At 27.5% G+C, this 24,073-nt stretch carries 18 protein-coding genes and 2 pseudogenes; 2 read left to right on the top strand and 18 right to left on the bottom strand.

The features are described 5' to 3' along the window. Positions 1-435: 435 nt before the first annotated feature. The 7 genes from Y592_RS09075 to Y592_RS09045 form a co-directional block, all read right to left on the bottom strand. Positions 436-1,644 (bottom strand): MFS transporter, encoded by a 1,209-nt coding sequence (locus Y592_RS09075; RefSeq protein ID WP_075666652.1) that lies wholly within the window; start codon positions 1,642-1,644, stop codon positions 436-438. A gap of 507 nt (positions 1,645-2,151) precedes the next feature. Continuing rightward, positions 2,152-2,604, bottom strand: coding sequence for an RNase H family protein (locus tag Y592_RS09070; protein ID WP_075666651.1), 453 nt, complete (start codon positions 2,602-2,604; stop codon positions 2,152-2,154). A gap of 134 nt (positions 2,605-2,738) precedes the next feature. Further along, positions 2,739-4,034: a mannosylglucosylglycerate synthase gene (mggS, locus tag Y592_RS09065; protein WP_075666650.1), complete on the bottom strand. Its 1,296-nt coding sequence runs from the start codon at positions 4,032-4,034 to the stop codon at positions 2,739-2,741. After that, positions 4,034-5,131: an ABC transporter ATP-binding protein gene (locus Y592_RS09060; protein ID WP_075666649.1), complete on the bottom strand. Its 1,098-nt coding sequence runs from the start codon at positions 5,129-5,131 to the stop codon at positions 4,034-4,036. Before Y592_RS09060 ends, mggS begins: the two co-directional genes overlap by 1 nt. Before the next feature lie 26 nt (positions 5,132-5,157). Beyond that, the gene (locus tag Y592_RS09055; protein WP_075666648.1) at positions 5,158-6,438 is read right to left on the bottom strand and encodes a carbohydrate ABC transporter permease; all 1,281 of its coding nucleotides are present in this window, start codon (positions 6,436-6,438) and stop codon (positions 5,158-5,160) included. 1 nt (position 6,439) lies between these two features. Next, positions 6,440-7,309: a carbohydrate ABC transporter permease gene (locus tag Y592_RS09050; protein WP_075666647.1), complete on the bottom strand. Its 870-nt coding sequence runs from the start codon at positions 7,307-7,309 to the stop codon at positions 6,440-6,442. A 57-nt stretch (positions 7,310-7,366) separates the two neighbouring features. Further along, the gene (locus Y592_RS09045; protein WP_077288048.1) at positions 7,367-8,575 is read right to left on the bottom strand and encodes an ABC transporter substrate-binding protein; all 1,209 of its coding nucleotides are present in this window, start codon (positions 8,573-8,575) and stop codon (positions 7,367-7,369) included. Positions 8,576-8,766: 191 nt separating this feature from the next. On the opposite strand from Y592_RS09045, the gene Y592_RS09040 reads away from it, so the two are divergent. After that, positions 8,767-9,459: a hypothetical protein gene (locus Y592_RS09040; RefSeq protein ID WP_075666646.1), complete on the top strand. Its 693-nt coding sequence runs from the start codon at positions 8,767-8,769 to the stop codon at positions 9,457-9,459. 840 nt (positions 9,460-10,299) lie between these two features. Here the strand turns inward: Y592_RS09040 and pepV are convergent. Both pepV and Y592_RS09030 read right to left on the bottom strand, forming a co-directional pair. Next, the gene (gene pepV / locus Y592_RS09035; RefSeq protein ID WP_075666645.1) at positions 10,300-11,694 is read right to left on the bottom strand and encodes a dipeptidase PepV; all 1,395 of its coding nucleotides are present in this window, start codon (positions 11,692-11,694) and stop codon (positions 10,300-10,302) included. 49 nt (positions 11,695-11,743) lie between these two features. Further along, positions 11,744-12,523 (bottom strand): sulfite exporter TauE/SafE family protein, encoded by a 780-nt coding sequence (locus Y592_RS09030; protein WP_075666644.1) that lies wholly within the window; start codon positions 12,521-12,523, stop codon positions 11,744-11,746. A gap of 148 nt (positions 12,524-12,671) precedes the next feature. Between Y592_RS09030 and Y592_RS09025 the strand changes: the two genes are divergently transcribed. Continuing rightward, the gene (locus Y592_RS09025; RefSeq protein ID WP_075666643.1) at positions 12,672-13,436 is read left to right on the top strand and encodes an SDR family NAD(P)-dependent oxidoreductase; all 765 of its coding nucleotides are present in this window, start codon (positions 12,672-12,674) and stop codon (positions 13,434-13,436) included. On the opposite strand, the gene Y592_RS09020 is transcribed toward Y592_RS09025, so the two are convergent. From Y592_RS09020 to cas1, 9 genes and pseudogenes are all read right to left on the bottom strand, one after another. Further along, positions 13,437-13,706, bottom strand: a complete 270-nt coding sequence (locus tag Y592_RS09020; RefSeq protein WP_075666642.1) for a thioredoxin family protein — start codon at positions 13,704-13,706, stop codon at positions 13,437-13,439. A gap of 597 nt (positions 13,707-14,303) precedes the next feature. After that, a complete protein-coding gene (locus Y592_RS09015) occupies positions 14,304-14,957 on the bottom strand; it encodes a DUF1175 family protein (protein WP_083638883.1) in 654 nt (217 codons plus the stop codon). Beyond that, entirely contained in the window at positions 14,878-15,279 is a 402-nt protein-coding gene (locus Y592_RS09010; protein WP_232218192.1) for a hypothetical protein, read from the bottom strand. The genes Y592_RS09015 and Y592_RS09010 overlap by 80 nt, the downstream gene beginning before the upstream one ends. Before the next feature lie 10 nt (positions 15,280-15,289). After that, positions 15,290-19,261, bottom strand: a complete 3,972-nt coding sequence (locus tag Y592_RS09005) for an MG2 domain-containing protein (protein WP_075666640.1) — start codon at positions 19,259-19,261, stop codon at positions 15,290-15,292. Between the two features lie 180 nt (positions 19,262-19,441). Then, a pseudogene (locus Y592_RS09385) lies at positions 19,442-19,564 on the bottom strand (DpnII family type II restriction endonuclease); the annotation flags it as partial. Positions 19,565-20,251: 687 nt separating this feature from the next. After that, complete coding sequence (locus Y592_RS09265) at positions 20,252-20,563, bottom strand: DNA methyltransferase (RefSeq protein ID WP_075666639.1); 312 nt, start codon at positions 20,561-20,563, stop codon at positions 20,252-20,254. A gap of 254 nt (positions 20,564-20,817) precedes the next feature. Next, positions 20,818-22,769, bottom strand: a pseudogene (gene ago, locus Y592_RS09380) (protein argonaute). Between the two features lie 20 nt (positions 22,770-22,789). After that, the gene (gene cas2 / locus Y592_RS08980; RefSeq protein WP_075666636.1) at positions 22,790-23,068 is read right to left on the bottom strand and encodes a CRISPR-associated endonuclease Cas2; all 279 of its coding nucleotides are present in this window, start codon (positions 23,066-23,068) and stop codon (positions 22,790-22,792) included. Beyond that, complete coding sequence (cas1, locus tag Y592_RS08975) at positions 23,065-24,069, bottom strand: CRISPR-associated endonuclease Cas1 (RefSeq protein WP_075666635.1); 1,005 nt, start codon at positions 24,067-24,069, stop codon at positions 23,065-23,067. The genes cas2 and cas1 overlap by 4 nt, the downstream gene beginning before the upstream one ends. Between the last annotated feature and the right edge of the window lie 4 nt (positions 24,070-24,073).

Raw genomic sequence — 24,073 nt, 5'->3', positions numbered from 1 at the left:
TTCTTCAAAATAACTAAAGAAACTTTTTAAAAGACTATTGTTTTGAGATATTTTCTTTTTTGACATGCTTTAAATTGTTCTCGATTTTTTAATTTGTATACTTCTTTGTTCTATTACAATCATTATGCGACAATATCCGTAATTACCATTGTTTTTGATATTTATTTAATTTTTTCTATAAATTACTTATCTTTGTCTTGAAATACTTAATCTTTTATATAGTGTTTTTAACATTTCTATTTCTTTTTTTAATGTTTCCTTCTTTGATTAATCCCCAAAAGAAAGACAATGGTTCTTTTTGAAAGTATCTATTTAAAGTAAAGGTTAATGACTTCTTTTCTTAATTTAGGAAAACATAAAACTTTTACTCTTCCCTTAGATGATACTTCTTTATTGTTTCATTTTTCGGATTCAGTGCAAATACTTCCAAGTTTTTTATTTAATATCCAAATTTTTTAAACATTTTAAGCTAAATAATAATGTAACCGATACAAATATAAACACAAAAGTAAATCCAACATACTTTATTACTACCCCGATTAACAGTGGAAGTATTGCTGTTACAATATTTAAAGCACCAGAAATACCAACATACAATGCCCTGTTTTCTTCACTACTTATTTCAATTAAAACTCCTTCAAAAGACATCTGCCTTGCACTTAAAGTAATTCCTGAAAAAACAAATACTAATGAAAACAGTAATGGAGATATCTTACTAGAAATTAATGACAGTATTGGTAAAAAACTTCCAAAAACTACACAATATTTTAAAACCCTCTTGTATCCTTCATTATGCAAAATTTTCTTCCAAAAAAAGCTCGCCAAAACTACACCAAACATTTGCGAAAAAAGATAATTTCCAATTATTTGATTATTCAAAGAAAACGAATGTTTTGCAAGAGACATATAAAATGGGATTATAATCAAACCAAACCCCGTAAGGTTACTAAAAATAATATAATTTAGCAAGTTCTTGTCTTTAGTTAGTATTGTAGGTATACTTTTTAACACAGATAAAAACGATGGAATTTTTTTCACATAATTTACTTTTTTCTCATTAATTACTAAAAAACCAATTGACGCCATAAACAAAGAAAATGATGCAATGAAAAACATTACAGAATAATTAAAAGGATATTTATATTTATTTATAACCACCCTTGCAGTTAAAGCTCCAAACAATGCAAAAATACTTCTAAGAATTTGTCTAGTACCCATAAACTTTTTAAGATTTTTTCTTAAAATTGATTTTCCTAATAAATCAGTATAACTAATTCCTGCAAAAATTCCACTAAATGAAAAAATAGTTAAACCAATTATTGTAAAAATTATTATAGACTTTGGGGGAAGATTTGTAAATAATATAAACGAAATCATTGCTAAAGAAAATATTCGAAGATAAATTCCCAAGAGTAAATATGGCTTTTTTCGAGGTTTTGTAACCAAAATACTTGCAAATAATAATTGAGCTAAAAGAGGAATTCCAATACTTATAGCGGTGATTAATCCAATAATTACTTCAGAACCACCTGCTTTTAAGATTAGCGAAGGAATTACTGTATTAATTTCAATAAATGAACTGGCAAAAGCCAAAAAAATAGCATGCCATATAAATGCCGTGAAATTTCTATTTTCATTGGTCATGAATATCCTCCTTTTATTTAGATTTTACTAATTTTACTTTAACAATGATTATATCATAAAAATATAAAAATATATTTTTGATTAACTATATAAGATACTCAAAATATATGCAATATAATAACTATTATATTGCATATTGGCAAAATACTTTAAATACATCTTACTTAAAAAAATTATGATATGAAATTGTGGTAAATGTAGTGTTGTACATTATAAGCATGGCTATGGATGCATAGTAGATACCTTTGAATAAGAAAAACACAAATTTTGAAATTCTTATTCGTCAAGATACGGATTGAATAGACAAATTAAGTATAATTAGAATTTGTAGAGTTGTTTCTTATTTAACAAAAATTCAATTTTGCACTTATAAAAACTGCAAAATTGAATTCTTTTTTTCGTGCAATTGCATATAATATCTTATTATTTTTTTGAACTTCCAAAAATCAGGAAATATTCAAAACTCTAATGATTCTAGAAGTCGGATTTATTTTGAAAGTAACTATCTTAATTTTTTTTCAATTGACCTTTTAGAATTTTGGGTAGTTCTTTTTCTATATAATTTCTTAAGTTCTCTCTTGACAACTCGTCAACTAAGTTATTGAATTTATCATTGGTATGTGCTTTTACTTTTTTGAAAGATACATCTATTTGATTTTTCAATTTTATTAACTCTTTAATATAATTATTTACTATGTGATTTTTCGTTCTCCTATACGAGGAAGCAAACATTGGGATTTCGTTATAATCGTGTACAATTGTAACTTGTGAAATCCCTTTCATTTTGCAATACTTCAAAGCCATTACTACACCTAATAGTTCGCTAATAACAGAATTTCCCTTTTTTATTCTCTTTGCTGTTTTTCTTACATCAATAATTTCTCCATCTTTTACTACACAAAATGCACAACTTGCAACTTGATATGTATTTGAATATGAACCATCTACATAGATTGTCATATTTAACCTCCTTGCAATTTTAGATAAAAATAATAGAGTTCATAAAAATTATACCACTTTTAAATAAAAAGTTAAACAAAATAACAAAGCCCAGGATATACCTAGACTTTGTTATTTTTTGTTTTGAATGATTTTCATATAATTTTTTCTAGTATCTGTTTTAAAGTTTCAAGACTATAGAATTTTTTAGCTATGTTAAAATTTTCGTTTACAATTTTTTCATATTTTTCCTTATTAAATATAATTTCAAATAAACTTTCTGCAGCTTTTTGAATGATAGCTTCTTTTATTTGAACAAGACCTTCTTTTTGAGTATATATATTTCCTAAACTTATGTACTTAATTCCCGAATTTTTAATATCTTTTTCAAAAACTTCATATTCAAATAGTACTATTGGTTTTTTTATGATAATTGCTTCTAAAAGTTGATTTCCCCATCCTTCTAAAATTGATGGGTAAGTTATTGCATCTGCTATGTTGTATAGTTCCCAAAATGAAAATACATTATTTTCAACATTAGGGTATAAATTAACAATCCTAATGCCGAATTTAAAAGCTTTATCTAATAATTTATATTTATAATTTTCACTTTCACACATTCCTGAAAATGCTAAAATAATATTTCCGTCAAAAATCTTTCCATTGTATAATTTTTTTCCATAATAATTTTTTGAAATTTTTGACATATAATGTACTAAATCAATTGAAAGTTCTATTGCTTTTCTTTCAGTAATCCTTGTTGCTTGCAATAATACAATGGAATTTTGAGATATATTATATTTTTCCCTTATTAAAATATTTAATTTTTCATCTTTTGTTGGTGGTTCTTCAAAATCCATAACATTTGGGACTATTGTTGAATTAATTCCTTTCTTTAAATATAAAACTTCTTTTGCCAATGAATTAATCACGACGTGTTTAATATTAGTACCAATTGGTGGACAAAATTTTTCTAATAGATCTTTAATCTTTTTGTCTTGATAATTTAAAAAATATTCTCTTTCCCACCAAAAATCATGATGGTGACCTATAAATGTCTTTTCCTTGTGAATTTTTGAAAATTTCTGAAAAGCTATTGCTGCAGGTAAAAAAGCACCAATTGACCAAATATTATTTAGGATTATAATTTCATGCATTGAAAGTTTATTTTCAAGATCATTATATATCTTTTCGGATTCCTCGAAAATTAAATTGATTACTTCTTCTATAGAAAAATCTTCTAACTTTTCAAAGCAGTTTTTATTAATCATTTTATATGTTGGATTTTCAAAACCTATAGAGGGAATTAATATGTCTACCCCACTTTTGTTATTACCGGCTACAATATCTACATCATGTCCCATTCTGAGTAAAACTTTTTTCCATTTTTCCATTTCTAAAGATACACCATCCATCAAACCAGCTCTGTAATGAACTAGTGCAATTTTCATTAAATATCCTCCAATCTTTCTTCAGTATCAATATCAAAAAGCATTAATCTTTCATGATCAAGTGAAACGTTTATAATTTCATCTGCAGAATATTTTGGAAATGCAGGAGCAACTATTTTAACGATTTGTTCGCCAAGTTCAACAGCAATTATTTGATGTGATCCTTGAGGTTCAACTACAAGAATTTTTTCTTTAAAAATAGCTTCATCATTATTATTTGTAATCAGAAGGTTTTCAGGCCTTATGCCAACAATTATCTCATCTTTGTTATATTTTTCAAGAGATTTTTTGACTTTTTCGGAGATTTTTATATCAATATATTCATTTTTTAAATGAATCTCATCATTGCTTCTAATAACATTCATTTTAAAGAAGTTTGTTGGTGGAGTACCAATAAATCCCGCAACAAAAGTATTTGCACAGTTGAAATATACTTCATCAGGTGTACCTACTTGTACAATTCTTCCATCTTTCATAATTACGATTCTATCTGCCATAGACATGGCCTCAGATTGGTCATGTGTAACAAAAATTGTTGTAGCACCTGTTTTATGATGTATAGCTTTCAATTCGGTTCTCATTTTAACTCTTAATTTGGCATCAAGGTTTGACAATGGTTCATCCATCAAAAAAATTTTAGGTTTAACAGCCAAAGCTCTTGCTAATGCTACACGCTGCCTTTGTCCACCTGAAAGTTGGGAAGGATACCTTTTTAAAAGTTCTTCAATTTTAACCATTTTTGAAACTTCTTCAACTGTTTTATCGATAAATTTGGAAGGCATTTTTCTAAGTTTTAAAGGAAATGCAATATTGTCATATACTGTCATATGTGGCCATACTGCATAGCTTTGAAAAACCATGCTAACTTCTCTTTTTCTTGGTTCGAGATATGTTACATCTTTTCCATCAATTATAACTTTTCCTTCAGTAACTTCTTCAAGACCAGCAATCATCCTTAAAGTTGTTGTTTTACCACAACCGGATGGGCCAAGAAAAACTACAAATTCTCCATTATTAACCTTTAAATTTACATTTTTTGCCCCCCAGACTTTTTTTCCATATCTTTTTGATAAATTTATTAATTCTAAAGTTGCCATATTTCACCTCTCCTTTTTTATTGTGTTTAAACCTTTACTCCTCCCCACATTTGTAAGATATATTTTCTAATTATAAGTGTAAAAACAACAGCCGGAAGGGCAAGGGAAACACCACCTGCTGCTGTTAAATTAATCAGACCTTTTGCACCAACTAATGTTTGATAAACAACCACTGGAAATGTAGGATTAAACTGGGTTAATACAATGGCTTGTGCAGTTTCTGACCAGCTACCAATAAATGCATACATAGCACTTGCTGCAAGTCCTGGAAGTGCTAGAGGTAATGTTACTTTAAAGAAAGCTCCAAATCTAGTTGTACCAAAGATCATTGCTGCCTCTTCAAGTTCAGTAGAAATCCCCATAAATATACTTGCGGTAATCCATATAGTCATTCCTATTTGACCTACAGAATATACAAGAGATAGTCCTAGAGGTTTATCATAAAATCCCATATTTATTAATATAATAACCATTGGCATTGCAATCGAAATACCAGGAAACATTCTTACAAATAGAACACTTAGTTTTAATAAGTTTTTTCCCTTAAAGCTATATCTTGCAAAAGCATATCCTGCCATACCACCAATAGTTAAAGAAATTAAAACTGTAAGTAATGATACTTGAATACTTCTAAATAATGCTGGGAGCGCATTGCTAGTTACTTTAAAGAAATTTATATAATTATCAAACAGATTTTTAGAAACCGTAAATTTTATAGAACCAATTTTTTCTAGTTCTGTTTTTAGTTTACTGATTTCCAACTCATATTCTCGTTTTTTTATTTCAATACTATTTATGCTTTGATTTAATTCTTCTATTAACGAAGACATATTGAACTCTTTTGCTTTCTTTAATTGAGATTTATACTTAACTAGGTTTACTGTTAATTTATTTAATTTTGTTTTTAGATCATTTATCCTGTTTCTGAGATCTTTTATTTTAATACCATTAATTTTCATTAGTTTTTTTAACGTTTCAACATTTTTCTCAAATACTTCTCTTTTTATATTTGAATTTGTCTTATTTCTTACAAATTTTTGTAATTCTTCAAAACTACTTGTTTCAATAACCGTTGAAAACTCTTTTTTAGATTTGCTAAAAACAGAAATTAAATATTTTCCATTAACAATTTCTAATTTAAATTTGTTGACAAAAGATGGAATCATCTGTGTTGGCCAATCATATGCTTCTTGATCGGACATTAGCGATATAGATACTAAAAAATATATAGGAGTTAAAATTACGAGTATAATTCCAGCGATGATTATGTAAAATAAAGTTTGTTTTGCAATTTTATTTAATTTCATGTTAGAGTTCCTCCTTTTTAAAGGCACCGGAAATTTTCAGGTATATGATTGAAACCACTGAAACGATTGCTGCTACAATTACAGAATAAGCAAGAGCTACTCTGTAAAATCCTATTAATTGTTCTTCGTAAAAGACAACTTCTTCAAGTAAAACTGGTATTCTCCTATATCCATATATCATTACTATTATTAACCATACTTGAATTGCTGAGATTATTCTCAAAATTAACGCAGTTTGAATACTTGACTTCAACATTGGAAGAGTTATTTTTCTTAAAACTGTAAATTTGGTACCTCCAAAAATGTAACCAGCTTCTATTGAATCTTTGGGTAATCCCTGCAACCCTGCAAGAAGTATAACCATCATAAACGGTATAACTTGCCACGCGTCTATTAATATTATTAACATTAATGATTGAAAATCATTTCCTGCTAAGAAAGCAAATTTCCCACTTTCTGAAATGATACCTAAATGGTACAATAAACTGTTAACCCAACCATAAGTTGCGAATCCACTTGACCACATCGCACCAACTGCAACTGCAGGTAGGGCCATTGGAATTAAAGCAATTGATAGAAGAATTTGTGCACCTTTAAATTTTTTATTAATTATCAAAGCTAATCCCAACGAAATTAAAAATTCAATAGTTACAGAAATAAGAACAAAAATAGATGTATTAATTAATGCCTGCTTAAAGTAAGGATCTTTAAATATTGTTATGTAATTATTTAAAGTAAATATGTTACTTTCATCGAAAAAACTATAATATACAGATGAAATAACAGGCCTAAGCCAAAATACAATATAGTAAATCAAAGTAGGAGCAATTAAAATATAAGGGATCCATTTTTTTGTAATTGTTTTTTGCAAGTTAAATCACCTCACAATTAAAACCAGGGGGCAAAAGCCCCCAAGAGATTAGTTATTTCATTTTCTTTGTGCATCTATTTTTATTTGATATAATTCAAGCATGTCAATGTCTAATTTTTTCTCTTCTAATATCATTTTTTTGAATAATTCATCATAGACCAATTTTACTTGTCCCCAATCTTTCCAAATTGGAGCAATATATGATAGTACTCCTTGGTTCATAACTTTTATAGCATTCTTTATTACTAAATCTTGATCCTCATCTCCAAGATATTTTACAGCTTCATCAACTGGTGGTATAAATCCACCTGTTCCTTTGTGAGATTTAACCATAATATCTGGTCTTGTCATATATTCAAGAAATTTTAATGCAAGATCAAAATTCTTTGTTCCTTTTACGATAGCAAGTCCACTTGTTCCAGCAACTGAACCAATGCCTGCCGGCCCTTTTGGGGCAGGAGCAATTATAAATTGAGTAGGATTATTTTTGTATACTTCTCCTACTCTTGCACAATGAGCTACTGTCATCCAAGTTTCTTCTCTTTTCATTGGTGGTCTTGTATCATCATAAGTTTTTACTGCTGGTGAAAAAGCATTTTTCATTTTGTATATTAAGTACCATGCGGCAACGGATCCAGGATTATCTAGATTGGGCCAATGTGCACCATAGGAGAGGGCGATCGCACCAATTTGATAAATAAGTGATTTCATTGGAACACCTGTAACGGCAAATTTTCCTTCTCCTTCGCCTTCTGCAACCAAATTAGCCCATTCTGCTAGTTGTTCCCAAGTAATATTTTGAAGATCAACATAATCTGGTTTGTATTTTAATGCCTTTTTGTTAATTAATGTAAGATAAACATCCGCACCAATTGGTAGAAAATATCTTTTTCCATCGAATACTGTCATTGAATCGAACCCTTTTGAAAAATGTCTATCATTCCATTTTGAAACATATGGCGTTAAATCAACTACTAAATCATTTTTAACCCATTCAGGCATTTTTGTTGCATAAGCTATAACAACATCTGTTGTAACTTTTCCCGTTTCCTTCTGAATTTTTACTTGTTTTAACATCGTTTCATCATCCATTGTTTGGAAAATAACTTTTACTCCATACATTTGCTCGAATGGTTTGATAATTTCATTGATAATGAATTCTTTTTCTGTTGGTGGAGTCCATAATCTTGAACTAACAACAAGCGTTGTTTCAGAAAATGCAAAAATTATCAAAGTTGTTAACAACAAAACAAATATCTTTCTCATGTTTTTCACCTCCCATTTAGATTTGTAAATGATGAAAAATATTGTATAATAATTGTAAGCGCTTTCAAAGAATGACATATAGATAATAACACAAACGTATCAGAAAAATTAAATACAGTTAGCATTAAATAGATTAATCTAATGAAAATTATTAGCAATGAAATAAAATAATCTTATTGGGAGGCTTTAAAATGGATTATAATGATTATAAAAAAGAGTTAATAAATTATAGACAAATAACGAATTTTAATTTATTAAAGAGTTGGAATCCAAAAGATGAATTGTACAAAAAAGTCAACAAGGATGGAAATTATGCAGATTTTAAAGGTGATACAATAATTTTCTTTTTAAAAGAAAATGAGAAAAGGTTTATTGAAGAAATCCAAAAAAAACTTTATGAAAACTTGGGAAAAATTCTAGCAAATGCTTTGAATAAAGAATTTTTTCATATAACTTTGCATGACTTGTGCAATTTGAATATTACAAATAATGTCGAAAGGTGTATTAAAAACAATAAATCTATGATTAAAGGAATTTTTCAGGAGATCAAAGATTTTTCTCTAATAAAATTGGATTCAATAGGTTTATATAACGGAGGATCTGCAATAGGAGTAATGTTTGTACCAAACTCAAAAGAAGATTTTATAAAAATTTTTGAATTAAGAAGAAAATTTGATAAATTAATACCGCAAAATAGTTTATATATTCCACATGTTACGTTAGGCTATTATTTACCAAAAGAATATTCAAAAAAAGATAGAAAAGAAATATTTGATTATATCCAAAATATTAAAATTAATTTCTCGATTGAATTAACTTATGAACTCCTTAAATATACCATATTTCGTAATATGAATAGTTATATCCCGGTTTATCCTATCTGAATTAACTATGTGTTTTCTAGCCTCTCAAACAATTCGCACAACAAATTACCTGTTGTATTCAAAAATAAGATGGTTATAATGTTGAAATATATAATATAATAAAAAATATAAAACCCTTAAATTAGATAAAGTGGTTATAAGGGATTTTATTGAGGTGGCAAAGATATATTCGTGGCTTTTTCTCGATTAATGATTAACGCAATATAATCATTCTTATATTGCATTATAAGAAAATGGTCCTAAAAATTTCTCGAAAATATTAAACAATGCATCAAAAACCATTTATTCAAGCCATTTTCGGACGTTAATTTTTAAATTCGATTCTAAGGTCTTTTCAATGTATTCGATATATAATTTACCATCTGTATCTTTGGAAGTGATCTTATTTTTGAAAATAAACAGTAATTAGTAAAACGAATTATTTTAAACAAAAACACTTTTAATATCAACTTACAAAAAACTTACGTCTTATTCTTTATTTGTTAAACTACTAATTTTTTAATGGTATTATATCTGCTTCTTAGATAGAACAATTTTACAATCTAAAAGAAATATTAGAGAAACTTGTATCGTATACTTAAACCCGGAAGAAAAACAAGGTTCTTTTACGAAACTTTAAATAGGTATAGGAATTATACACAACTTAACAATATCAATACCAAAGGTAGAACTAATGAAATTGTTAAATGTTATAAAATCCTCAAAATGGCCATACAATTGATAGTTTCTATAGAATTTGGTCCTTTAATTAGTGCAATAAAAAATTGGTGTGCACATCCGCACACCAATTTTTATAAGTTAAGGTATATTTATAATTTCAAAATTTCAACAATTACTTTTTCACTCTGTTAACCACCTATACATCAATCTAGCATATATTCTTACAAATTTTTTGAAAGAATCAAGAGACCAATTCTCATTTGGTTGATGCATTTTAGTATTTTCCCCGGGAAAAGTTGCTCCAAATGCCACACCATATGGTACCGCTCGTGCATATGTTCCTCCTCCAATTGCTACTGGTGCACTTTCATCTTTTGTAACATCTCTATATACTTTCAATAGTAATTTGACAAGTTCGCTATCTCTTGAAACGTATAAAGGAGTACTATGACTTCTTCTTTCAATTTCAAACCCCTTCATTGCTTCATTTATCTGTCTTGTAATCATATCTACATTAAAAAATATTGGATATCTAATGTTTATAAATGCCCTTAATAAATTATCTTGAAGTTTTAAAATTCCAAGATTGCATGTTAATTTTCCACTTACTTTATCTTCACCATAGATATCCAATCCTCTTCCATTTATATCTTTACCAAGTTTTTCATATAAGGTTTCAATGATCTGATTAACAGGGCCAAAGTCAATTCTCGTAAGTAACTCTAACATACATGCTGCTGCATTTATCCCAAGCTCTGGCGTAGAACCATGGGCTGATTTTCCAATAAATTTGATTTCGATTTTGTTCTCGTTTATTTTGTATTCAAATCCACATTTACTTTTATGATTTTGCAATACATATTCTATTTCCCCTACCCTTTCAGTTTCAATTACAGCTTTACAAATTTCTGGAACTACATTAACGGCGGTTCCTGCTTCAAGTTTTAATAGTCTTGTATGATAATCTGTATTTAAAGAAATTGAAAGTTCATATGTTGCATTTCCTTTTTCTGCAAATATAAGTGGAAAGGCACCATCTGGAGTAACTGCAGCATATGGATATGGTTCTTTTTGAAAATAATATTTTAAACATTTTGAACCATTTTCTTCATTAGTCCCAAAAATTATTCTTATTGTGTTTTTAGGATTTTCAACAATCTCAGATGCAATCTTCAAAGCATATAGAGCACCTATACTTGGTCCCTTATCATCTGAAACTCCTCTTCCAAACATTTTCCCTTCTTTTATTGTCAATTCATATGGATCAGATTCCCATTTATCTAAATCTCCTTCCGGTACAACATCCAAATGACCTAACACTCCATATAATTTTCCTTTATTCCCAAACGTTGCATGTCCAGCATAGTTATCAACATTTAAAGTTTCAAAACCAAGTTCTTTACAAATTTCAAGTGTTTCAGAAAGCGCTCTAGCTGGACCTTCCCCAAATGGCATGTTATCTTTTTTTGTTTCCATAACTGATTTTATCCTTATTATTCTTCTTAGTGAATCGAGCATTTCATCAAAATACTTGTCAACAAGTTTATCAATTTTCCTTTCAATTTCAGTATTCATTTTAAACGCCTCCTTAATAAACAATAATTTAAACAACCAAAATATCTCATCAAATAATATCTTTCAAAATCTTTATGAATAACAAAAATAAAACAATAATAATAACTGGTCTGATAATACGCTCTCCCTTTTTAATTGCCAACCCTGAGCCCAACCAATTACCCAAAATTCCAAAAAATGCCGCTGGTAAACCTATAGAGTAAACAACTTTGTGTTCTAAAATAAATGTAATTAATGCACTAATATTAGATGCAAGATTGACAATTTTAGAAGTTCCAGAAGCTTTAACTGGTTCAAAAAACAAAAAATTAATATATAAGATAACGAGAAAAGTACCAGTTCCAGGTCCAAAGAATCCATCATACATACCAACTAAAAAACCTATCAAACTTGAGATTAATATTTTTTTGATTCTTGAAAGATTCACTCCTTGTCTAAGTTTTTTAGCTTTATCATTAGTTCGAAAAAGTAACAAAAAAGCAGCCATTACTACCAAAACGGAAATAACAATCTTTAATTTATTTTCTGAAACTAACAAAGCCAAATTGGCACCAATAAAAGAACCAGCAAAAGAAAAGATAACAGAAAAGAGTGCAACTTCGAAAACTATAAATTTACCTTTTGCATACCTCAATGTACTTAAAGTTGTTCCAATACTCGAAGATAACTTATTCGTCGCAAGAGCATTGTGACTAGGTAACCCCAAAAATAAATAAGCTGGAAGTGATATTAATCCGCCACCTCCAGAAATTGAATCAACAAAACCTGCCAAAAAAATCAATGAAAACAATGTTATTAACTCATTAATCGTAAATTCCAAATAAATCATCCCCTTTTTCGAAATTTTTTCAAAAAAACAAAATCATAACATACTGACTTTATCTATCTTAAAAGATTATACCACTAATATCAAATGTTCATATAATAATCCGAAAAATTGATATAATGTATGTAAGAATAAACAAAGAGGTGATTATATGCCAAAATTTCAATCTGGAGAATGGGTTTTAATTACAGGTGGTTCTTCTGGGATAGGTGAAGAATTTGCTTACCAACTTGCAAAAAAAGGTGTAAATTTAATCTTAATTGGAAGAAATTCTGAAAGATTAAAAAAAGTTTCAGAAAAAACAAGAAAAATAAACAAGAAAATTGATTTACTTACTTTTTCATTTGATCTTAGCAGAGGTTTACATAAACTTATTGAAAAATTAGAAAAATTCAACGTAACACACTTGATTAATAATGCTGGATTTGGTTGGTATGGTAATTTTACAAATGCAAATCAAGAAATATACGAAAAAATGATACTAGTTAATATCTCAGCACTTACTTATCTTTCCTATTATTACGCTAAAAAATTCTCAAAAAGAAAAAATGGTGGAATAATTAATGTTGCATCTGTAGCTGCTTTCTTTCCAATACCACATTTCACAGTATATGGGGCTACAAAAGCATACGTATACAATTTTAGTTTATCACTTTGGGCTGAAATGAGAAAAAATAATGTACATGTAATGTGTCTTGCTCCAGGAAAAACAAAAACAAGATTTTTTGAAAGAGCCAACATGAAAAATCAAAAAAAATTAATGAGCACTAAATTCGTTGTTGAAGGTGCAATTGATGCATATGAAAAAAACAAACCCCTTTATATACCAGGAACTTCTAATAAATTTTTATATTCATTTGTAAGAAGAATAATATCTGATAAATTTTTGGCAAAGATATTAGAAAAACATTTTTGATTAACTTTTTGTAATTTCTAAATATCTGTCAATGAATGATGTTATATCAGAAATACTAAAATTTCTGGCAAATCTGGTTAGTTCTCGTTCATCATCTGTTATTAATACAGTAGGAACGGTTAAAACGAGATGTTGACCAGCAAATTCAGGATTTTTAATTACATCAATTACTTCAAAGTCAACTTTATATTCTTTTGCAATTTTTTCTATTTTAGGCAATACTGCACTACAGACAGAACATTTATCATTTTTAAAATAATATATTTTCATATCATACCTCCTTGGTCGATTTTTTAACTATCATTATTTTATCAGTTCTTGTTAATTATTCAATTAACTTTCAGTAAAAATTTGTCGTAGTGGAACATAAAGTGTTGGTATACACTTTCGAAAATATTCGTAACTTTAAGTGTAATCAAAAATAAAAAAATTTGATTGTTTAATTGTTTTTTATTTTTTTGTATGATATACAATAGCGTTGAACAAACAAAAAAGGATAATATAGCTATTGGATTAGGATAGAAAAGGTTAGAATTTCAAAAACTAATTTCTTGTGGTAGCTGTGTACTTTCTTGATCAATTTTTATGTGTTTTTTTGCAAATTTTTTAGTCACACATAACTTTTCATATGGATTGTATATTTTATATTTAAATGTGTATTTTGTTTTAATCATATTAATTTTTAGGGTATGATATATTCATTGTTGAACAAATACAAAGAAGGATTTTTGTATTTCTTACACGCAATATAATGTACCTTATATTGCGTATTAAAAATCAGTGATAAATCATAAATTTAAACAGCGGATATAAAATAAACTGGATAGGTTGGAAAGATTAGAAGGATTGTCATCTTTAAGATTTTATTTAATCTGAAAGAAATTTCAGCCTATAGTATCCTAAAAAATTTGGATTAAGTTTTATAGGTCTCCATGCTATATCTGTTAGCATGAGATTTTCATAAGATACATATCTTAGCTGACCATCAGGACCTGTATGGTATACATAACCTTTGCCTGTATATATCATTACATGAAAAGGATATTCTGGATCTTGAGGATGAAGAAAAAACACTAAATCACCATGTTTTGTGTGGAATCTATCATATGAAATAAAATCTGTATTATATGTTATAAGATTATACGCATTAACGTATGAAACTAATTTATCACCATTTGAAAAAATATTTATACCATATGGTGTGTTGGGATAGTTATATTTTTTTACATCTTCAAATATTGGACCTCCATAACCCGTCTTACTAAACCATGACTTATCATGTTTTTTTAAGGCTTCTTTTAAACAATAAAAAATAAAGCCAGAGCAGTCTTTTGTTTTAAATGTTGGATGCTCCTTTACTATGTTATCAAGTGCAATGGCTACAAACCATGCCCTAAAATTAATTGAATCTTGTGCATTCAACATCAGATTTTTTGGATAATTAATGCCAGTGATTGAGGATAAAACTGGGTAAGTCACCATTAAAATCTGAAAGAAAATAATCAACTTCTTTTTTGTCATATTCTCCCATCCACCAGTAAATTAGTCCTTCTTGATATTTTTCATTCAAACCATATAAAATCCAGTGTAGTAATTCATGTAGTAAAACTCTATCATAAACACCTTTTTTCTTTAAAATATTTATTGGTTGTAGAATTATGATAAAATCTTTATAAACGCCTCCTACATGATAGGGTTTATTTGTTAATTGGTAAAATTCTTCCAAATTGTTTGTTTGATATACAATCACGGGGGTTGAAGGAATAGTTAAACTTGCATTGTTGAGAAATTTTAATAAATTATTCCAAACGTAATTTGAAAGTTCAAAATTTTCAATATTCACAGGTATTATTTCACTTTTCAGTGTTAAAGGAAACAACAGAACTAATAGCAAAAGTATCTTCGTAATACATGTTATACACATATGTTGGCTTCTTATAGAACTTCCCGTCAAATCTTACCCTCCAATAGTATACTAATTTACCAGGTCTTAGCCTTCTAATAAAGAAAACTATTTTATCCTTTTTAATATCTATATAGCTATACCAAATTCTTTTTTTATCTTTGTACCAGTTATAAAAATATTTCGAATTATAATACGGAGTCTTTTCAACATAGTCTTTTATTACTTGTGCACAAGACGGGAGATATTCTTCAACGATCAAATATTCGCCATTTCCTTCAATATCAATTTCAGTTTTTAAAACATCATTTTTATGTATAGAAAAGTCTTTATTTTCTTTGAATGTTATTTCATATATACCTTTTTTATAATATTCCTCATTTCCTATGAATTTGAATGGTCCTTCAATGATAAGTGTATTGTTTTCAAAATATATTGGTGTTCCATCTTTTATTATCTCTACAATTTCATCTGGGATTTCGGAATGTTGAGTAGTAGTAGTAGTTGAGTTTTTAATACTAACGGGAACAAATTTTGTGTTTAGCGGAAGAAAAGTATCGACGTATTCGTCTTCAAACAGAGTTTCATATCTTTTAAATAAATTTGTTTTCAAGTTTATACCATTATTTATATTCTGATCCGACAATATCTTTTTTGTTTTAACTTTAATAATGCCTTTTCCATTTACAATTTTAGAATCTTCAGTTTCTTTGATCTGTAATGTGCTTTTAAAATCACTAAGAACGTTACTTTCTAATATTGCTAATATAGAAACTGCTGTATCTTTCGTAGAATACCAAAACGGTCCTTTTTTTGAGTTTAAAAGGTAGTTAACCATCTTTTTTATCAAATCAGGATATTTATTATTTGTTACTAATGTTCTAATAGATTGAGCCGTTAGATAAATTGTAGAATAGAATTTTTCACCTTTTACGTATGCAAAATCCTTATCTTTTATAGCAATTTCTTTGATTTTTTCAGGATTTGTGAACACAAAATCTATGATACTTTCTGGTTCAAATTCTACATTTTCTCCATATAGTTTTAGAACAAATGCAGAATAACCATTTATTGATTGACTTTTAAGATATTTGATTGCTTCATCTATAACACTTTGTGGGATATAATATCCATTCTTTTTTGCATAATAAAATCCTTCTAATACGTAAGAGGTCATAAAAATATCACTTTTATCCCAAGACCGCCAACCCCATCCGCCATCTAAATGTTGAAATTTCAAAAGTCTATGTAAACCTTTCAAAATTATATTATCTAAATTGGAATATTCTATTAAACCCTTGGCAATTATAGCAGGATAGAATGAACTCATTGTCTGCTCCACACATCCATATGGAAAATGTATTAGTGCTTTAATAGAAGGCTCAATTAATTCCTTTAAATTTCTGATTATCTTTATATTATCTGTTTTTTTAAATGTTGTTTCTTTGTTAATAACATATATATAACTTAAGTTTTTTACAAAATCTATTGACTTTACAGGAATATCTAATTTAACGCCATCATATTCGTTGTTCATTTCAGCTTCTGCTATTAGTTCAATAAGTTCTGTTTTTGTGGCGTTTAAAGCAAATGGAATTTTCAAATCTTTTTCTATTAACAACTCTTTGTCGTTAAATATTATCTTCTCATTTGCTGTAAGGTTTATATTTACTATCCCACTTTTTCCCGTGTAATTTTTTATATATAAAATTCCATTTACCCTATCTCCAACAGTTAAAAATTCAGGCAAAAATACTTTGACTTCAAATGGTTTATTTGTAACAATATTGGTATATCCTTGTGCTACATAACTTTTAGAAATTTCATAAACGGTTATTCTCCATTTTGTAATATTATCTGGTAATTTGAATGAAAAAGTAGTATTTAAAAGATATGGATTCCAGTACGCAGTTTCTGAAAAATAGTCTCTAATGTTTCTCTCTTCGGATTCTTTAGTGGCAGTAAAAACATGACTAATTAAGTTCTTTTCTAATTTGGATATTGAATCAAAATATATGTATTTTGAAGAAAGATATGTTGTAAAAAGCGGAAAATCTAATTTTGGATACAAATAATCGGTTAATGAGAATTGTTTAGATAGAAGATATAGTCCTTCATCTGCTACAGCAACTATTTTTAAAGAATTTTCTCTTGAATCTTTAATTTCTACATTTATTAATTCACCAGGTTTGTATATGTTTTTATTTGTTTTTATGTTTAAAGTTTTTACTCTATCATATTTTATTTCTACTTTTGTATGATCTAAGTATTTTAAACCCCGAAATTCAAAAAAAAGATCATTTTCAAATAAATTTTCGGGTATTTTGAATTTGAAGTTTTTACTTTTGTCAACTAAAAATATTTTCCAAATTTTATTATCAGAACCAACAACAAGAATTCCAACGTCATCTTTTGGCTTAACCTCGATATTTACATATTCACCTAATTTAGCTGTATTCTTATCTAAGCTTATTATTCCTTGTTTGCTCATGTTATATCTTCTATATATTGTTTTTACCTCTTTCCCAAATAAAACATCTAAAGACCAGACATTTTCTGGAAGCGTAATAGTGGCTTTTCCATTGTATACTTCCACGTAAAGTTTTTTATTGTTAATTATGAGAATAGCTATACCATTTAAAGGGTTTCCTTTTAAATCGGTAATGAAAAGTTTTAAAGTATTATTTTCGATAGAACTTTTAATTTCAACGTTATCTGATTTGACATTAACATAAGTAACTTTTTCTGTTTGGTAACCACTATCATCGGTAATTAATGCTTGTATTTTATATGTTCCACTATTTTTTAACAATACATTGTATATTGCTTTTCCATTTTCATTGGTAGTTAAAGACATCTTATTTATTAATCTGGAATAGTTTTCAAAGCTATAAAATATTATCTGAGCATTTTTTACAGGATCACCATTTAAATATTTGACCTTAATTTCAACCGTCAAGGTATCACCGGCAACCAATTGTGTAGCAAATGGTATTAACTCAACGGTATATGTAGGTTTCTTATAATCTTGGATTATGAAGTTATACTCTGAAATAACATCTTCAGTTTTGAGGTTAGAAATTATAAATGTATAATTTCCAGTAATTATTTCCTCAGAGGTTCTATAGTCAAAGGAGAATCCTCCTAAATCGTCTGATGTGAAATTTTTCTTATAAATGATATTGTTAAATGGATCTTCTAAAGAAACTAATGCATCTTTTGGATATGGAATGTATTTGCTGCCTTCCTTTTTAAAAATGTTAACTCTGAAATGTATCAAATCTCCTGGTTTGTAAATAGGTTTGTCTGTTATTACCAATGCTTTATATAATGGGTAATACGTATTTTTGTTAGCATAATTACTAATAAGAACTACATTATTATCAACGAAAAAGAATTTTGATTTGTATCTTTCTATAGCATTATATTCAAAAATAGGTCCATTTAAAGTTTTCTTTTCAAAATTGCTATAGTAATATACCTTGTCTAAAAACTTTTTGTTTTTCAAATCAAATATAGAAAAGTACAATGTGTCTTTATCAGAAGCAACAAAAGCTTCCAAATTTGTTAAATAAAAAAGCTTTCTGTATAATTCTTTTGAAGACAAACCATTAACTACAACATGGTATACTCCGGGATCTCCAGGTAGTTCCAATGAATAAAGCTTTCGATAAGTTCCACTTTCTTCTAACCTGATTGTGTAGTCAAGTATTGTTGAAAAGGTATTAGAAAATGCAAAATCGTTTAGGATGTTGTTATCTATTTTGCTATAAAAGACAAAGACTTTTATATTTTCCTCATTATATGTTGAAAAATATACTTTTTTGTTAGGATAAGTTACTACATTGCTTGTCAAAAAATATACTCTTGAAAATGAAAGAATACCTAACAGTAACATTAATATTAGAATTGCTCTTTTCAAAGCTTCCCCCCCGATTTGGAAACATGTTTTAATTTTACTAAATTGTTTTTAATACAAATTTACTAATAAATTACATACAGGTAAATTAAGTCGTTGAAGAATCTTATCTTCTTACCAATTTTCTAATCTTATTAACACTCTCTAACACTATCTAATCAAGATCCTTCGTCGCTTCGTTCCTCAGGATGACAATATTGGAGAAGGAATGAAAAATAAAGTTATTAGCTTCGCAATTTTTCTTTGACAAAGTTTTCCGAAAAATTCTCCACTTCTATTTTTTGTAGCATTAGTATCCATACCTACCTCTACACCAAGAGATAATCATACAAATCTTTAATTTTATCAAATAAATCAATAATTCTTTCTCTTTTACAAAATTTCATACAATCTGGTATATTTTTAGGATTAACTTTTTCTGGTTTGAATTTAAAAGTGATGAATTTCCAATTTTCAGGAACGAAAATTTCTAATTTGTTATTTTAACTCTCTCCGCAATGAGCATTGGAAAAACATTGACATCTTCAGGATATTTTAATAATATTTTAGACAATTGCTTAATTCTTTCATTTCTTTAGAATTTTGCTAAAGAGTTTAAAATTGAAATTAAAAATAAATAAATGCTTGTGCATAATCAGGTAAAAATTATATTTTTAGTTTGTTTTTGCCAATAAGGTGTAGATTTGCAATTGTGTTGAGCTTTTATAATATCTTATTTCAATACAAAACCATTTTTTTAAAAAGTTTCATTATATAATACGACAAAGGAATATAATGCACTTTTTTCTTGTATCGCCAATTAATATTGCACAGTATTTATTAGGTTTAAGTACTCTATAAATTTCTTTAATCTCTTTCTCAAATCCCTCGCAGAACTTTTTTACATTTGAAATATTGAAATGATCTTCTTTTATTTTTCTATCTGAATATTTGGTTATATTTAAACACGGTGGATGAGTAATAATTAAATCTATACTCTCAATTTTACATCCACTATCTCAACAATAGGTTTATACAAAAAATTCCATCAAAATTTAAATTTTCTTTTGTGATTTTAAGTGCTTCGGGATTTATATCATATTCAATTGCTCTTCTATTTAACAACTTCGCATCAATTAAAGTCGTACCACTTCCCATCATGAAATCGATGATAAAATCCCCCTCTTTAAAATATCTTAAAATAACATTCCTCGGAATTTGCGGTGCATAATTTCCTCCGTAATTCGAGTGCGGATGGCAAGGCAGTCCTAAACGGTTTCCATCTCTTTCAGAGAGAAGTACTATTCGGACTCTAAAGAATTTCAAGCGTTTATTTATGATACTTTGTAAATGCTTTTTTCCGAACCCAACTTTTTAAAGAACATTTCTTTATTTTTGTTTAAAACAAATTGCTACAAACCCTCTTAAATACTAGGTTCCAAACCTATTTTTGATAAAACATTTATTTATGCGAATTTTCAACATTTTTATTTCAGACTTGATAGGTATAAATTTAACATGTTATCACCTTTATTTTACCATAAAATTATTTATTTTTAGACAACAAAAAAATACACATATTACCTAATAAAATTATAAATTTTATCCTTTCCAATTGGCACATAAATTTTCCATTCGTAATCACTTAAAGCTACTTTGTTAACAATATACAATGGATATGGCAACCTACGTTCTGAAAAAGGAGAAGGGGGGGTGATTTTTGTTAAACCATATATATGCTCTGCTATTTTTTCAAATGAATAATCTGTACAATTCCTTATTATATTTATTTCTACACCTTTTTGGTGATTATAGGAACTTGGAAAATATACAAACGAATTTTTCTCAAGCCTTATTATATTCTCCTTTAGATTTAAACATGAATTTATATTAGAATTTTTATTAACTTCAGCAAGAACATATTTAACTTCGATCATATTTAATATGTTTTCAACTACTTTAATATCTTCCAAGAAAACACCATCTCTTATAATAAACACAATTTCCGGATAACTATTTGTTTTTTCTTTATATTTATCCATTAATCTTACATATTCTTTTTCCAAAATTTCTAATTCTAATTTTTCGTTAAGCATAAGATTTCTGTATCTACTTAAATATATGATATTCCCAAAATTTGTTACAGCACTAATAGCTAAATGTGTCTTTCTATTGTATGTATCATGACTTAAATCAATTCCTACATACAGTATTTTTCTTTTTAAATCAAGATTTTTTAACAAAAAAGGCATCGAATCAGTACAAAAGAGAAGCAATTTGTATATATAACTTTTAAAAATGTATGGTTTTATTTTTAACAAATTATTTTTTAATATTGGAACAATTATTAGATTATCTGGTACATTTTTAAGTAAATTATCTATGTTTCCCACGTGCTCATCCAATACAACAATAGTTATTATTTTGTAACTTTTATTCGATAAAAATTCTCTATCTTTTATAGTAAGAGTATCAGGGTCATAGAAAAAAATAGCTTTTTTATTAATTGGATTTTTTTCAAATCTGACATTTATTATATTTTTGATACCTAATTGATTAAGCGCAATATAAAACAAAGAATTTTTTGAATTAAATGTACTTTTTAACACAGGATACAACTTTTCACTTGTTTTTTCGAAGAAAATAAAAATGCGATATTTAATTTTTTAGGTGGTTTATAAAATGAAAACTTGAAAATATCCTTTTTGTTTTCAGAAATGCCATTTTTGAATATATAGGTTATCTTTGGTTTCTTAATATCCTTTTGTAAAATTTTATATGGAATATCAACTTCCATTACATTGTTTAAGAAACTAAGTTTCTTCTCCATATTAGAATAAATCATATTTAGATTTTTATAAATTTGTGGTAATTCCTTCGAAAATCCTAATTCTTTTGCTTCAGTCGAACTAAAATTAAAATAATAAATGTCGTTATTTTTTACTGTAACTATTTCATCATCAACTTTTATTTTTATTTTTTCGTCTTCTCCTGAAACATACAAAAAGGTCTTACCTGTTTTAATATTAAGTAGGTATGCGCTTTTTATTCTTGAATATAATGCTGGATCTTTAGAAAGGAAGGTAAATCTTGGCAATATAGAAAAATAATATTTGCCATTTAATTTATACAACTTTATCTTATAGCTAACATGTGCATTTATATCTTTGTTAGTATTCAAGCAAAATTTATCTTCATTGGAAATAAAGATGCTTCTTCTTTTAAAATAATAACCTTCATCTATAAATTGTTTTTTTACATAGTTATATAAAGTTTTTACAAAAAGTATAGGATCCTGAGATTCATCTATTACTTCAAATTTGTCTAATAAATAATTTTTAGCTTGATAAGGCTTTATAGAAAAATCAACATCTGGTATTTCAACCCATACCAATTTTGAAGAATTGTAGAACCTTATGTTATTTACACGTGTTAAGTTTTTTGATAATATCTCCGCTGGAGTAGATGAATTTGAAAAATATAATCTTTTCACTTTATAAGGTATTTTAAGCCTATAAAGATTTAGGAACATTTTTCCTCTCCTCATAAGTTTTATATTATAAGAAAATCATCTTTATAATAACTTCCTTTATCCTTTCCCAACGTAGTAATAGATTTTCTCGCATCTTTTGAAATTGGATATATTCTTATAGTATCTTCCTTTTCATCTATCCTTTTTTTAAGCTCTCTTATTAATATACTTAATTGTTCCCTACTAAGCTCCGTTTCAAAAACACTATATTGAACCCTTACTCCATAACTTTCTAAGTATTTAGTTAATTTTCTTCTTCTTTTATCGTTAGTAATATCATAACTTATAACATACATCATTTTATCACCCTGTAGAAAGGAATATATTTATCTTCATCACCAAGTACAACTCGTGCATAATGTCGTACTTGCTTTTGAAATATTGTTCGTATATAATTTGTTTCACCATCCAAATGATATCTCATTTTTCGTCCTAACCATTTTTCATATTTTGATATAAATTTTTTCATACCATCTTCTGTGAAATGAACTATATTTTTTTCTTTTTTTATAAAATCAGACTGATTAAATTCATTTCTATTAATCATATTTATGACAAGACTGTCAATTAATATATTTCGAAATTCTTCAACCAAATCAAATAAAAGAGATTTTTTAGAAACTTCAACTGTATGAAGATTTCCAAAATAAGGATCCAGTCCTACTATATTTATAGCAGCCATAATCTCATTGTATAATAAGTAATATCCAAATGATAACATTGCATTTATTGGATCCTTTGGTGGATTCATCGTCCTTTTTTCAAATTTAAAATTTTGATTTTTTATTAACCTTGAAAAAGCTTTAAAATAACTTTTTGTATCAACACCTTCAAGGCCTCTCACTACGTCTATATCTTTAGCTTGCTCTATCTTTGATGTCATGACCCTTATAGTCGCTATCTCTTTACCTAATTGCCCCTTTGGAAGATGTTTGCTTTTGTTTATCAAAAAATCATAGTAATTTTTTAGTTTTCCTTTTACTATGGCTTTTGCCATTTTTAGTTTAAATTGTTTATCGCTAGACCGCTCATACTGTTTCAATCTCAGTAATACATTTTTATAATCGTCAGTATATAACTTTCCACGATATTTTCCATTTTGAGTCATAAAAATTACTTCTATTTTTTTGTTCAAAAAATAGTTGATTATTGGTGTAGTTAAAGATATATTTCCCATTAAGTTAACTTTATCTATCTTATTCAATGGAATTTCAGAAATGATATTTCCTTCTTTGCTCACGATTAATTTTCCTTGTTTTTTTGAAAGTACCGTACCCTGTTGAGTAATGTAAATTACCATTATT

The sequence above is a fragment of the Thermosipho sp. 1070 genome, from assembly GCF_001682135.1.
GTDB classification, from domain to species: Bacteria; Thermotogota; Thermotogae; order Thermotogales; family Fervidobacteriaceae; genus Thermosipho; species Thermosipho affectus.
Note: the sequence above shows the minus strand (reverse complement) of the source record. Positions and strands in the feature narration are given on the sequence as shown.

Coding starts and splice junctions, on each gene's coding strand:
- cas1 (WP_075666635.1), bottom strand. CDS start 24,069: ATGGTAATTTACATTACTCAACAGGGTACGGTACTTTCAAAAAAACAA.
- Y592_RS09075 (WP_075666652.1), bottom strand. CDS start 1,644: ATGACCAATGAAAATAGAAATTTCACGGCATTTATATGGCATGCTATT.
- Y592_RS09020 (WP_075666642.1), bottom strand. CDS start 13,706: ATGAAAATATATTATTTTAAAAATGATAAATGTTCTGTCTGTAGTGCA.
- Y592_RS09055 (WP_075666648.1), bottom strand. CDS start 6,438: ATGAAATTAAATAAAATTGCAAAACAAACTTTATTTTACATAATCATC.
- Y592_RS09045 (WP_077288048.1), bottom strand. CDS start 8,575: ATGAGAAAGATATTTGTTTTGTTGTTAACAACTTTGATAATTTTTGCA.
- Y592_RS09025 (WP_075666643.1), top strand. CDS start 12,672: ATGCCAAAATTTCAATCTGGAGAATGGGTTTTAATTACAGGTGGTTCT.
- cas2 (WP_075666636.1), bottom strand. CDS start 23,068: ATGATGTATGTTATAAGTTATGATATTACTAACGATAAAAGAAGAAGA.
- pepV (WP_075666645.1), bottom strand. CDS start 11,694: ATGAATACTGAAATTGAAAGGAAAATTGATAAACTTGTTGACAAGTAT.
- Y592_RS09070 (WP_075666651.1), bottom strand. CDS start 2,604: ATGACAATCTATGTAGATGGTTCATATTCAAATACATATCAAGTTGCA.
- Y592_RS09040 (WP_075666646.1), top strand. CDS start 8,767: ATGGATTATAATGATTATAAAAAAGAGTTAATAAATTATAGACAAATA.
- Y592_RS09030 (WP_075666644.1), bottom strand. CDS start 12,523: ATGATTTATTTGGAATTTACGATTAATGAGTTAATAACATTGTTTTCA.
- mggS (WP_075666650.1), bottom strand. CDS start 4,034: ATGAAAATTGCACTAGTTCATTACAGAGCTGGTTTGATGGATGGTGTA.
- Y592_RS09015 (WP_083638883.1), bottom strand. CDS start 14,957: ATGACAAAAAAGAAGTTGATTATTTTCTTTCAGATTTTAATGGTGACT.
- Y592_RS09060 (WP_075666649.1), bottom strand. CDS start 5,131: ATGGCAACTTTAGAATTAATAAATTTATCAAAAAGATATGGAAAAAAA.